Source organism: Streptomyces sp. NPDC060198 (assembly GCF_042728415.1).
Taxonomy (GTDB): Bacteria; Actinomycetota; Actinomycetes; order Streptomycetales; family Streptomycetaceae; genus Streptomyces.
Window position 1 is genome coordinate 1 of the sequence record NZ_JBHWZJ010000219.1, and the last position, 11,901, is coordinate 11,901.

The following is an 11,901-nucleotide window of genomic DNA, read 5'->3' on the forward strand; positions in this document are numbered from 1 at the left end:
CCGGGGGGGGGGGGGGGGGGCCCCCGCCGCCATGGCCGGGACTCGCGCGGAGCCCTACTTCGGGGCACCGACCATGCGCAGCACCAGGTCCACGTAGAGCGCGCCGACCTCCTCGGGCGTCCGGCTGCCCTGCGCGTTGAACCAGCGCGAGACGTCGATGCAGAGGGAGAGCACCGCGAGCGCGGTACCGGGCACGTCGGGGACGTCGAACTCCCCCGTTTCCACGCCGTCCTTGATGATCCGCCGCATCACCGCGTCGGTGCGCCGTCGCAGTTCGATGATCTCGGCGCGGTGCTCGTCACTCAGCGCGTCGAGTTCGTACTGCACCACCCGCGCGGTGGCGAAGCGCTCGGCGTGCCAGTGGACGAAGGCCCGTACGGCCGTGGCGAGCCGGTCCGAGGCGGTGCCTTCGGCGTCCACCGCCGCGTCCAGCAGGGAGAGCGCGCGGTCGTGGCCGATCCGGCTGATCCGGTGGAGCAGCTCTTCCTTCGTCTTGTAGTGGATGTAGAGAGCCGCAGGGCTCATGCCGGCCCGGCCGGCGATGTCACGGGTGGTCGTCGCGTGGTAGCCGCGCTCGGCGAAGGCCTCGACCGCCGCCACGAGAAGCCGCCGGGCGGCTTCGGGGGTCACTTCGCCCCACGGCGTTTCCTGGCCGTCGGTCTCCTGCGCCGTACCCATCGTCACGCGCCCCTCTCCGTCCACCGGACGAACACCATACCCCGACCCTGAGCAAGCGCTTAGGATCTCGCCCGCAGGATAGCGCCGCCCGCCCGAAAGGGGGAGGTGGGAAGCGGTGAAACGGTTGCGCCCCCGAGATCGCCGGGGGTTACCGGGGACTTCGGGGGCGGCGAGGGAAGCGGGCGGGACGCGCGGGCCCGAGCCGGGGCTCAGAGCTTCTGGAAGGGGTCGTGCTCGGCCAGGATCTTCTCCAGCCGCGCCTGGTCGACGCGGCTGACGATCCTGCCCTCCTCCTGCCGGTCGCGGATGACCTTGGCGAGGGTGAAGCACGAGGTGACGAGGTAGAGGACGCCGATGGCGAGGAAGGCCCGCACCCAGGCGTCCGCGTCGAGGAAGAAGATCCCGAGGGCCACCGCACCCATCGCCAACCCGAAGGAGGCGACGGCCTGGCCGTAGTAGGCACCGGTGTTCTGCTGCTTGACGGATGTCGTGTCGCTCATGCCCAGAGCTTCCGCCGCCCGGCGGGCCGCCGCATCCGTACCCGTACTCACGGCCGTACTCAGGCCCGGTGCGGGGGCGGACGGAAGGCGGCGGCCCGTGCCTCCGGCGGTCAGAACGCGGAGACCCCGGTCAGCGCGCGGCCGATGATCAGCTTCTGGATCTGACTGGTGCCCTCGTAAAGGGTCATCACCCGGGCGTCGCGGACCAGCTTGCCCACCGGGTACTCGTCGATGTAGCCGTACCCGCCGAACACCTGGAGGGCGTTGTTGGCGGCGCGGACCGCCGCTTCCGAGGCGAAGAGCTTGGCCTGGGAGGCGGCGGTGGCGAAGGGCTCGCCCCGGTCGACCAGATCGGCGACCCGCCAGGTGAGGAGTCGGGCGGCGTCCACGTCCACGGCGATGTCACTGATGAGTTCCTGGACCAGCTGGTATCCGGCGATGGGCTTGCCGAACTGCTGGCGCTCGGACGCGTAACCGACCGCCGCGTCCAGGGCCGCCTGCGCGATCCCGACGCACCCGGCGGCCACCGACATGCGTCCCTTGGCCAGGGCGGACATCGCGATCGAGAACCCCTTGCCCTCGGGGCCCATCAGCGCGGACGCGGGAACCCTGACACCCTCCAGGACCAGCTCAGCGGTGGCCTGGCCGCGCAGACCGAGCTTGCCGTGGACGGTGTGACGGGTGAGGCCCGGGGTGTCGGTGGGCACCAGGAACGCGGAGACGCCCTTGTGGCCCGGGGCGTCGTTGGTACGGGCGAAGAGCAGCACCACGTCGGCCCAGGTGCCATTGGTGATGAACATCTTGGTGCCGTCGATGACGTAGTCGTCGCCGTCGCGCACGGCCCTCGTCGCGAGGTTCCCCGCGTCCGAACCGGTGCCGGGTTCGGTGAGCCCGAAGCAGCCGATCAGGTCCCCGGTGGTGAGGCCGGGCAGCCAGCGGCGCTTCTGTTCCTCGTCGCCCCACGCGGCGATGGTCTTGGCGACCAGTCCGAGGGAGACGGAGACGATGCCGCGCACCGAGGAGTCGCCGCGCCCCAGCTCCTCGGTGACCAGGCAGTAGGCGAGGTGGTCACCGCCGGAGCCGCCGTACTCCTCCGGCACGGTGAGCCCGAGGAATCCCAGGGCACCCAGCTTCTTCACGATCGACTTGTCGACATTCTCGGCACGGTCCCAGGCGGCGGCGTGCGGGGCGACCTCCCGGGTCACGAAGTCCCTGGCCAGCCGGCGGACCGCTTCCTGTTCCTCGCTGAGCTCCAGGTTCATCGCGCCTCACTCCTCCGCGTCGGGCACCGCACCGCCGGACCACCGACTCGTCGGGGCACTTTAATTAGCACTGCTAGTTTCTTGTCGCAGCCCACTATGTGCCGCGCGGCCGGAAGGCGCAAGCCCCCTCGGGCGGCGACGCTGCAGCCGCTCTTTTCGGCCAACCACGGCGAGAGGGCAGGGGCCACCCGAGCGCGCTGCTAGGTTCCCTTGGCACCCGCGTCCGAGGGCACGGCCCGACCGGGGCCCACGGGCGGCCGGGCGGTCGCGTCGGCGCGGAAGCGGGCGCGCAAGCCCGTACGGAAGCCGACGAGGGCGAGGGGAGCCGGATTGACCGCCGAACACCGCGAGGTTCCGGGCGTTCCGGACGTTCCGGGGGACGAGGGCTGCCTGCGCCGGGTGGTGTCCGTCCCACTGGCGATCCTGTATCTGATCGCGAGCTTCTTCCTGTGCACGGCCCTGTCGATCCGCCCCTCGGGCGGCTGGGACGACGAGGCCCGGGCGGGCATCGCCCTGTCGTGCGTCCTCACGCTCCTGGCGGGCGGGGCGGCGGCCGGGATCGTGGCGCTGCGGCCGGTGTGCCGGGCGGTGGGCTGGTGGTGGGCAGCGCCCGCGCTGCTGATGGCCGTCGCCGCCGCGATCCGCTGGGCCACCGCGCAGTAGCGCCGATCACCTGCGGGTTCCCGGCGACCAGGCCCTACTATGTGCCGCATGGCCCGACCTCGTACCCCCCTCCTGAGCAGAGAACGGATCGTCGAGGCAGCCGCCGCGCTCGTGGACGCGGAGGGTCTCGGCGCCCTCTCCACCCGGCGACTCGCCGCCGGGCTGGGGGTCAGCGGGCCGTCGTTGTACAACCACTTCCGGAACAAGGACGAGATCCTCGACGCGGTCGCCGACGCGGTGTCCGCCCAGGTCGACCTGTCGATGTTCGACGCGGACGATCCTCGCGACTGGCGGCGCTCCCTGCACGACTGGGCGTTCTCCTACCGGGCCGCGCTCTCCGCGCATCCGCACATCGTGCCGGTCCTGGCGCAGGGCCCCGGGCGCCGGCCCGCCGGTCTGCGGGTGGCCGACGCGGTGTTCGGCGCGATGGTGGACGCGGGCTGGCCGCGCGCCCAGGCCACACACATCGGGGCGCTGATGCGGTACTTCGTCACCGGCTCCGCACTGGGGTCCTTCGCGCGGGGTTTCGTGGACGACGAGACGGCGTACGACCCCGCCGACTACCCGCACCTCGGCCAGGCCCATCTCCTCGCCGACCGGCGCCAGCAGGTGGACGAGGGTGCCTTCGAGACGGGGCTGCGGGCGCTGCTCGACGGGCTCGCGCTCCAGTACGCGCAGCTGGACCCCGCCCGCACCTCCGCCCGGAGCCCGCGCGGGGTGGACCGGGACCGCCCGGAACGGGACCATCGCGCGGGCGATTGACGCTTCCCGCCAATTCGCTGGGCGCCCTACCCCACGCCCCGTACGGTCCTGTCCATGACCACACCGCCCGTGCCCGCTGCTCCGCCCCGTTCCGGCCCCGACCGGCGTGCCGTCGCCGCCGCCTGCTTCACCGTCGTGCTGTGGGCGACCGCGTTCGTCTCCATCCGCAGCGCGGGCGAGGCCTACTCCCCCGGCGCGCTCGCCCTCGGCCGCCTGCTGGCGGGTTCCGTGGTGCTCGTCGCCCTGTTGCTCGTACGCCGCGAGGGACTGCCGCCGCGCGGCGCCTGGCCCGGCATCGTCGTCTCCGGGCTCCTCTGGTTCGGCCTCTACATGGTGGTGCTCAACTGGGGCGAGCAGGAGGTGGACGCCGGGACCGCCGCGATGGTGGTCAACATCGGTCCGATCCTGATCGCGCTGCTCGGGGCCCGGCTGCTGGGCGAGGGGCTGCCGCGCCGGCTGCTCGGGGGCATGGGGGTGTCCTTCGCGGGCGCCGTCGTCGTCGGCCTGTCCATGTCGGGCCACGGCGGTTCCTCGGTGCTCGGCGTGCTGCTCTGCTTCGTCGCCGCGATCACCTACGCGGCCGGCGTGGTCGCGCAGAAGCCCGCGCTGGAGCACGGTTCGCCCCTCCAGGTCACCGCCTTCGGCTGCCTGATCGGCGCGGCGGGCTGCCTTCCGTTCACCGGGGTGCTGGTCCACGAGGCCGCCGACGCCCCGCTCTCCGCCACTCTCAACATGATCTACCTGGGCGTTTTCCCGACCGCGCTCGCCTTCACCACCTGGGCGTACGCGCTGGCGCGCACCACGGCCGGGCGGATGGGCTCCACCACCTACGCGGTGCCCGCTCTCGTGGTGCTGATGTCGTGGCTGGTGCTCGACGAGGTGCCTGCCGCCCTCTCGGTCCTCGGCGGGCTGCTCTGCCTGGCAGGGGTGGCGGTCTCCCGGACCCGTCCGCAGACTGGGCGGACGCGGAAGGTCGTGGCCGAGCCGGTGGAGGGAACCCCCGATGGCATCGAGCAACAGGAAACCGGACGGGTCTGACGGACATGGCCGGGCGTCCCGGCGGGGATCCGCCGGGGCGAAGCCCCAGCCGGACGACTCCCCGCCCGGCTCGGAGGCGGATCGTGGCGCCCGGTTCGGCGGACCGCACCTGGAGGGGTTCGGGGTCCGCGACCGGGGAGACGACGACCCGGAGCTGGTCACCCCCGAGGGTCGTGCCCGGGACGCCTGGCGCGAGGACTATCCGTATCCCCAGAAGCTCGGCCGCAAGGCGTACGACAAGCACAAGCGCGCCCTGCAGATCGAGCTGATCAAGCTCCAGCACTGGGTGAAGGAGCACGACGAGCGGCTGGTGATCATCTTCGAGGGGCGGGACGCGGCGGGCAAGGGCGGCACCATCAAGCGGTTCACCGAGCACCTCAACCCGCGCGGTGCCCGGGTGGTGGCTCTGGAGAAGCCGACCGAACGCGAGTCTTCCCAGTGGTACTTCCAGCGGTACGCGGTCCACCTTCCGACGGCGGGCGAGATCGTCCTCTTCGACCGGTCCTGGTACAACCGGGCCGGGGTGGAGCGGGTGATGGGTTTCTGCACCACCCGCGAGTACCTGGAGTTCATGCACCAGGCCCCGGGGTTCGAGCGGATGCTGGTCCGCGACGGCATCTACATCGTGAAGTTCTGGTTCTCGGTCTCCCGCAACGAGCAGCGCAACCGGTTCATGATCCGGCAGATCGACCCGGTGCGCCGCTGGAAGCTGAGCCCGGTCGACCTGGCGTCGCTCGACAAGTGGGACGCGTACACCGAGGCCAAGGAGCTGATGCTCTTCCACACCGACACGGCCGACGCGCCCTGGACCGTGGTGAAGAGCAACGACAAGAAGCGGGCGCGGCTGGAGGCGATGCGGCACGTGCTGGACCGCTTCGACTACCCGGGCAAGGACACGTCCGTGGTCGAAGTCCCGGACCCGTTGATCGTCGGGCCGGCGTCCCGGCTCTTCGAGGAGGGCGAGATGGACGCCCGGCTGCTCGCCCCGAGGCCGCCGAAAGCCTGAGGGCCCGGTCCGCCCGTCCGCGCACGGGCCGCAGAGACCGCGACACCGACCCGTGCACCACCCGGCCCGCGCACCACCGCCACAACGCGGGGCGACCGGATTCCGACGACTCGGCGAACTTCTGCTGTTCGCACACCAGTTGGCCTTACCCGTCAGTAGCGTGTGCGCCCGTGACCACACAACACGCTCCCGCACCCAGCCGTCGCACGGTCGTCAAGGCCGCCGCCGCCACGGCCGTCGCCGCCCCCGTCCTGCTCGGCACGACCGCCGCACGGGCCGCCGCCGGGCCGGTCTTCCTGCACGGTGTGGCCTCCGGCGATCCGCTCCCGGACGGCGTCCTCCTGTGGACCCGCGTCACGCCCTCCCCGGACGCCGTACCCGGCTCCGGCCTCGGTGCGGACACCCCGGTCGGCTGGGAGATCGCCGAGGACAAGGCCTTCTCCCGGCCGGTCGCCTCCGGTACGTCCCTCGCCCGGGCCGCGTCCGACCACACCGTCAAGGCGGACGTCCGAGGGCTGCGCCCGGCCACCGCCTACTGGTTCCGCTTCTCGGCCGCCGCCGGGCAGGTCCTCTCCCCCGTGGGCCGGACCCGTACCGCGCCCGCCGCCGGGGCGGCGACGCCCGGGGTGCGCTTCGGCGTGGTGTCCTGCGCCAACTGGGAGGCCGGCTTCTTCTCCCCGTACCGGCACCTCGCGGCCCGCGCCGACCTGGACGCGGTGCTGCACCTCGGGGACTACATCTACGAGTACGCGTCCGGCGGTTACGCCCACGGCGACACCGTCGTGCGCCCGCACTCCCCGCTGCACGAGATCTTCACCCTGGCCGACTACCGCGTCCGGCACGCCACCTACAAGACGGACGCCGACCTCCAGGCCCTGCATGCCGCCCACCCGGTGATAGCGATCTGGGACGATCACGAGTTCGCCAACGACGCCTGGTCCGGCGGCGCCGAGAACCACACCCCGGGGGCGGAGGGCGCATGGGCCGACCGGGTCGCTGCGGCCAAACAGGCGTACTTCGAGTGGATGCCGGTCCGCGCCTCCACCGAGGGCACGGTCTACCGCCGGCTCTCCTTCGGCAGCCTCGTCGAGCTGCACCTGCTCGACCTGCGCAGCTTCCGCTCCGCACAGGCGTCGATCGGCAGCGGCTCGGTCGACGACCCGGAGCGCACCATCACCGGCCGGGCCCAACTGGACTGGCTGAAAGCCGGGCTCGCCGCATCGACGGCCGCCTGGAAGCTGGTCGGCACGTCCGTGATGATCTCCCCGGTCGCCTTCGGCTCCGTCCCCGCCGACGTGCTCGCGCCGCTCGCGGAGTTGCTGGGCCTGCCCGGGGGCGGCATCGCCGTCAACGTCGACCAGTGGGACGGCTACACCGACGACCGCAAGGAGCTGATCGACCACTTGCGGGACAGATCGGTGACCAACACGGTCTTCCTGACCGGCGACATCCACATGGCATGGGCCAACGACGTGCCCGTCAAAGCCGCGACCTACCCGTTGTCGGCCTCCGCCGCCACCGAGTTCGTGGTGACCTCGGTGACCTCGGACAACCTGGACGACATCCTGAAGGTCCCCGCGCACACGGTCTCCGAGGTCGCCGCCCTGGCGGTGAAGGCCGCCAACCGCCACGTCAAGTGGGTGGACATGGACGGCCACGGCTACGGAGTCCTCGACGTGACGGCCGCGCGCTCGCAGATGGACTACTACGCGGTCTCCGACAAGACCCGCCAGGACGCCACGGCCGCCTGGGTCCGCTCGTACCGCACGCTCAACGGCACCCAGAAGATCGAACGGGCCGACGCCCCGGTGCGCTGACCCCGGGGCGGGAACACCGCGCGCCCGCCTCCGGCCGCCCGCGCCCCTGGGGTACGGACGGCCGGGGGCGGGGCGGCCTCAGAAGGTGACGAGAGCCCGGCCGCCCTTTCCGGCGACCATGTTCTCGAAGGCGGCGGGGATGCCGTCGAGCGAGATCCGCTCGGTGACCATCGAGGAGACGTCGAAGCGGCCCGCGCGGATGTGCTCGGCGAGCACCGGCAGATCGCGTTCCGGGTCGCTGTTGCCGTAGACGCAGCCGGTCAGGGACCGGCCCCAGTGGAAGATCTCCAGGGCGTTGAAGGTGACGTCCTGGTCCTTGCCGCCGATGCCGACGACGGTGGTACGGCCGCCCCTGCGGGTGGACTCCCAGGCGGTACGGATGGTCCGGGCGAGCCCCACGCACTCCACGGCCACGTCCGCGCCCACCCCGTCGGTGAGCCCCCGGATCTCGCGCGGCGTGGTGGCGGAGGCGACGACGTAGTCGGTGGCGCCGGCCAGGCGGGCCAGTTCCTCCTTCTCCGGCGTGACGTCCACGGCGATGATCCGGGACGCCCCGGCGATGCGCGCCGACTGGAGCACGGCAAGGCCGACCCCGCCGATCCCGAACACGGCCACGGTCTCCCCGGCGCGTACCCGGGCACTGTGGTGGACCGCGCCGTAGCCGGTGAGCACCGCGCAGCCGAGGAGGGCCGCGTCGGTCAGCGGGATGCCCGCCGGGGCGGGCAGCACGCAGTTCGCGGCGACGAGGGTCTCCTGCGCGAACGCGCCGACGTTCAGGCCGGGGTGGAGTGCGGTGCCGTCCGCGAGGCGGGCGTGGATGTTCGCGGCGCCCTTCAGCGCGTCGGCGCAGAGCCAGACCTCGCCGATCCGGCAGGGGTGGCATGTGCCGCAGGAGGGAGCCCAGTTGAGTACGACTCCGTCGCCCGGGACGACGTGCTCGACGCCCTCGCCGACCTCCAGGACGATGCCCGCGCCCTCGTGGCCGAGTACGCAGGGCACCGGCAGGCGCATGGTGCCGTTGCTCAGTGACAGGTCGGAGTGGCAGACCCCGGCGGCGGCCAGGCTCACCCTCACCTGGCCCGGGCCGGTGTCCGGCAGCTCGATGTCGGTGATCTCCAGCGGCGCTTGGACGGCGGGCAGTACGGCGGCGCGAACCACGGACGGCTCCTCGGTTGGTGGGCCGGGCCCGGCGGGACCGGCGGCGGACGGGGGTCGGCCGGGCGCCCCGGCGGCTGACCGGGCTGCGCGCGGCCGGAGTTCAGAACTGGAGGGACTTCGTCTGGAGGTACTCGGCGAGACCGTGCGGGCCGAGTTCGCGGCCGACGCCGGACTGCTTGTAGCCACCGAAGGGCGCCAGCGGGTTGAACCGGCCGCCGTTGATGTCGACCTGCCCGGTCTCCATCCGGCGGGCGAAGGCGACGGCCCGCTCGTCGTCGGCCGCCCAGACCGCGCCGGCCAGGCCGTAGACGGTGCCGTTGGCGATCCGGAGGGCGTCCTCCTCGTCCTCGTACCTGAGGATGGAGAGGACCGGGCCGAAGATCTCCTCCTGGGCGATGGTCATGTCGCCGGTGACGTCGGCGAAGACGGTGGGCCTGACGTAAAAGCCCGTCTCCTGCACGGAGTCGGGGCCTCCGGCGACGAGCCGGGCGCCTTCCGCGATGCCCTTCTCGATGTAACCCCGCACCCGCGCCTGCTGCTTGGCGTTGACGACGGGTCCGATCCGCTCCCCGGGCACGTACTTGGCGACGGCCGCCGCCGCGAGCGCCACGGCCTCCTCGTACCGCTCCGCGTCCACCAGCATCCGGGTCCACGCACTGCACGTCTGGCCGGAGTTGGACATCACGTTGGCGACGCCGACGTTGACGGCCTTGGCGAGGTCGGCGCCCGGCAGGATCACGTTGGCGGACTTACCACCCAGCTCCAGCGCGACGCGCTTGACGGCGCCGCTCGCGGTGGCGCCGATCGACCTGCCGACGGCCGTGGAGCCGGTGAAGGAGACGAGGTCCACCCCGGGGTGCTCGGCGAGCGCCTGCCCGGCGACCGGGCCGAGACCGGTGACCAGGTTGAAGACACCGGCCGGAATCCCGGCCTCCTCGGTGGCTTCGGCGAAGATCTGTGCGGTCAGCGGAGTGTCCTCGGCGGGCTTGAGGACGACCGTGCAGCCGGCGGCCAGCGCGGGGGCCACCTTGGCGACGATCTGGTGGAGCGGGTAGTTCCAGGGGGTGATCGCCCCGACCACCCCGACCGGCTCGTGCAGCACGGTGGAGTTCCCGAGCTTCTCCTCGAAGGCGTACGTGGCGGCGAGTTCGGCGTACGAACCGGCGACGAGCACCGGCACACCCGCGTGCACGGTCTGCGAGAGACGGAGCGGGGAGCCGAGTTCGGCGGTGATCGTCGCGGCGATCTCCTCCGCGCGTGCGGCGAGGACGTCCCGCAGGGCGGCGAGCCGGGCGGCGCGCCCGGCGGGAGGGGTGGCGGCCCAGCCGGGGAACGCGGCGCGCGCGGCACGTACGGCGGCGTCCACGTCGGCAGCCGTGCCCGCGGGCACCTGGGCGATGACCTGTTCGTCCGCCGGGTTCACCACCGCGATGGTGTCGCGGCCCTCGGCGGGCCGCCATGCGCCGCCGATGTACATCCCGTCATGGGCCTTCATGGGCTGTTCCTCCCGGGCTTGCGGTGTTCGGCCGCTGTGCGAGGCCGACTTGCGGTCGTCCGGCTCTCCGGCGGCCGGCTCTCGGTTGTCCGGCTGTCGGCCGTCCGCGCCCGGTCGCCGGAACCCCAAACTAGCGCTGTTAGTTTTTGGGCGCCAGAGCCGGTGACGGGAGGGGCCGGAGACGCGCGTCACGTGGGCGGCGACCGGATCGCGGGCGAGGCCTGGAAACGCCGAGGGGCGGCGCTCCGGCTGGTTCGCCGGGTCACGCCGCCCTCGGGCGGTACGGGGTGCGGGTGCGGGATCTGGGGTACGGGGTGCGGGATCTGGGGTACGGGGTGCGGCCCTGGTGGCCATGACGGCTTACTTCGGGTCGGCGTTGAAGGTCGAGGTCGACCAGAGGTAGCCGAGGGCCGAGAGGCCCAGGCACCAGGCGACGGCGATGAGGCCGTTGTTGCCGATCTCGGTGCCGAGCAGGAGTCCGCGCAGGGTCTCGATGGCCGGGGTGAACGGCTGGTACTCGGCGACCGGCTGGAACCAGCCGGGCATCGTGTCGACGGGAACGAAGGCGCTGGAGAGGAGCGGCAGCAGGATCAGGGGCATCGCGTTGTTGCTGGCCGCCTCCACGGTCGGGCTGACCAGGCCCATCCCGACCGCGATCCAGGTGAGGGCCAGGGCGAAGAGCACCAGCAGCCCGAAGGCCGCCAGCCACTCCAGGACGGTGGCGTCGGTCGAGCGGAAACCGATGGCCACCCCGACCGCCCCGACGAGGACCACGCTGGCGACCGACTGCAGCACGCTGCCGACGACGTGCCCGATGAGGACCGATCCCCGGTGGATCGCCATGGTGCGGAAGCGGGCGATGATGCCCTCGGTCATGTCCATCGAGACGGAGACCGCGCTGCCGACCACGGTGCTCCCGATGGTCATCAACAGCAGGCCCGGGACGATGTAGGCGATGTAGTCGGAGCGGTCTCCGCCGCCGATGCCCGCGCTCATGGTGTCGCCGAAGATGTAGACGAAGAGCAGCAACAGCATGATCGGCGTGAGGAGCAGGTTCAGGGTGAGCGAGGGGTAGCGCCGGGCGTGCAGCAGGTTGCGGCGCAGCATCGTGGACGAGTCGCGCACGGCGAGGGAGAGGGTACTCATCGGACGTCCTCCTTGGACGGGGGCGACGGGGACGGCTGGGTCTGCGGGGTCTGCTGGCCTGCCTGGTGGGGGACGCGGGTGCTGTCGGTGAGGGCGAAGAACACGTCGTCGAGGTCGGGGGTGTGGACGGTGAGTTCGTCGGCTTCGACGTCTGCGGTGTCGAGGCGGTCGAGGATGGTGCGCAGTTCGCGCTGGCTGCCGTCGCTGAGGATCTGGAGGGTGAGGGCGTCGTCGTCGCGGGCGGCGTCGGGGAGGGCGGTCGCGGCTTCGCGGTAGGTGGTGGGGTCGGTGAAGCGGAGGCGTACGTGTCCGCCGGGGACGAGGCGTTTGAGTTCGTCGGCGGTGCCTTCGGCGGCGATCTTGCCGTCGTGGAGGA

General features: G+C 72.3%; 11 protein-coding genes and 1 pseudogene. 5 read left to right on the forward strand and 7 right to left on the reverse strand.

Going from position 1 to position 11,901, the window contains the following annotated elements; translation table 11 throughout:
* Positions 1-54: 54 nt before the first annotated feature.
* From ACFWEP_RS23460 to ACFWEP_RS23470, 3 genes are all read right to left on the reverse strand, one after another.
* A complete protein-coding gene (locus tag ACFWEP_RS23460) occupies positions 55-678 on the reverse strand; it encodes a TetR/AcrR family transcriptional regulator (protein WP_328723902.1) in 624 nt (207 codons plus the stop codon).
* Between the two features lie 209 nt (positions 679-887).
* Positions 888-1,178 carry a YiaA/YiaB family inner membrane protein gene (locus ACFWEP_RS23465; protein ID WP_387372537.1) on the reverse strand — a complete coding sequence of 97 codons (291 nt, stop codon included), beginning with the start codon at positions 1,176-1,178 and terminating at the stop codon, positions 888-890.
* 110 nt (positions 1,179-1,288) lie between these two features.
* Positions 1,289-2,440: an acyl-CoA dehydrogenase family protein gene (locus tag ACFWEP_RS23470; protein ID WP_387372539.1), complete on the reverse strand. Its 1,152-nt coding sequence runs from the start codon at positions 2,438-2,440 to the stop codon at positions 1,289-1,291.
* A 330-nt stretch (positions 2,441-2,770) separates the two neighbouring features.
* Between ACFWEP_RS23470 and ACFWEP_RS23475 the strand changes: the two genes are divergently transcribed.
* The 5 genes from ACFWEP_RS23475 to ACFWEP_RS23495 all read left to right on the forward strand — a co-directional run bounded on the left by ACFWEP_RS23475 (position 2,771) and on the right by ACFWEP_RS23495 (position 7,726).
* The gene (locus tag ACFWEP_RS23475; protein WP_387372541.1) at positions 2,771-3,103 is read left to right on the forward strand and encodes a hypothetical protein; all 333 of its coding nucleotides are present in this window, start codon (positions 2,771-2,773) and stop codon (positions 3,101-3,103) included.
* Between the two features lie 48 nt (positions 3,104-3,151).
* On the forward strand, positions 3,152-3,865 hold the full coding sequence (locus ACFWEP_RS23480) for a TetR/AcrR family transcriptional regulator (RefSeq protein ID WP_387372543.1): 714 nt from the start codon (positions 3,152-3,154) through the stop codon (positions 3,863-3,865).
* Between the two features lie 54 nt (positions 3,866-3,919).
* Positions 3,920-4,903 carry a DMT family transporter gene (locus tag ACFWEP_RS23485; protein WP_387372545.1) on the forward strand — a complete coding sequence of 328 codons (984 nt, stop codon included), beginning with the start codon at positions 3,920-3,922 and terminating at the stop codon, positions 4,901-4,903.
* On the forward strand, positions 4,869-5,909 hold the full coding sequence (ppk2, locus tag ACFWEP_RS23490) for a polyphosphate kinase 2 (protein ID WP_387372547.1): 1,041 nt from the start codon (positions 4,869-4,871) through the stop codon (positions 5,907-5,909). Before ACFWEP_RS23485 ends, ppk2 begins: the two co-directional genes overlap by 35 nt.
* A 170-nt stretch (positions 5,910-6,079) precedes the next feature.
* The gene (locus tag ACFWEP_RS23495) at positions 6,080-7,726 is read left to right on the forward strand and encodes an alkaline phosphatase D family protein (protein WP_387372549.1); all 1,647 of its coding nucleotides are present in this window, start codon (positions 6,080-6,082) and stop codon (positions 7,724-7,726) included.
* Between the two features lie 78 nt (positions 7,727-7,804).
* Here ACFWEP_RS23495 and ACFWEP_RS23500 read toward each other — a convergent pair whose 3' ends face one another.
* From ACFWEP_RS23500 to ACFWEP_RS23515, 4 genes and pseudogenes are all read right to left on the reverse strand, one after another.
* On the reverse strand, positions 7,805-8,884 hold the full coding sequence (locus tag ACFWEP_RS23500; RefSeq protein ID WP_387372551.1) for a Zn-dependent alcohol dehydrogenase: 1,080 nt from the start codon (positions 8,882-8,884) through the stop codon (positions 7,805-7,807).
* Between the two features lie 100 nt (positions 8,885-8,984).
* Positions 8,985-10,379 carry an aldehyde dehydrogenase family protein gene (locus ACFWEP_RS23505; protein ID WP_387372553.1) on the reverse strand — a complete coding sequence of 465 codons (1,395 nt, stop codon included), beginning with the start codon at positions 10,377-10,379 and terminating at the stop codon, positions 8,985-8,987.
* A 360-nt stretch (positions 10,380-10,739) separates the two neighbouring features.
* Positions 10,740-11,525, reverse strand: a complete 786-nt coding sequence (locus ACFWEP_RS23510) for an ABC transporter permease (RefSeq protein ID WP_387372555.1) — start codon at positions 11,523-11,525, stop codon at positions 10,740-10,742.
* Positions 11,522-11,901 (reverse strand): annotated as a pseudogene (locus ACFWEP_RS23515) (ABC transporter); the annotation flags it as partial. The pseudogene ACFWEP_RS23515 and the gene ACFWEP_RS23510, both read right to left, overlap by 4 nt.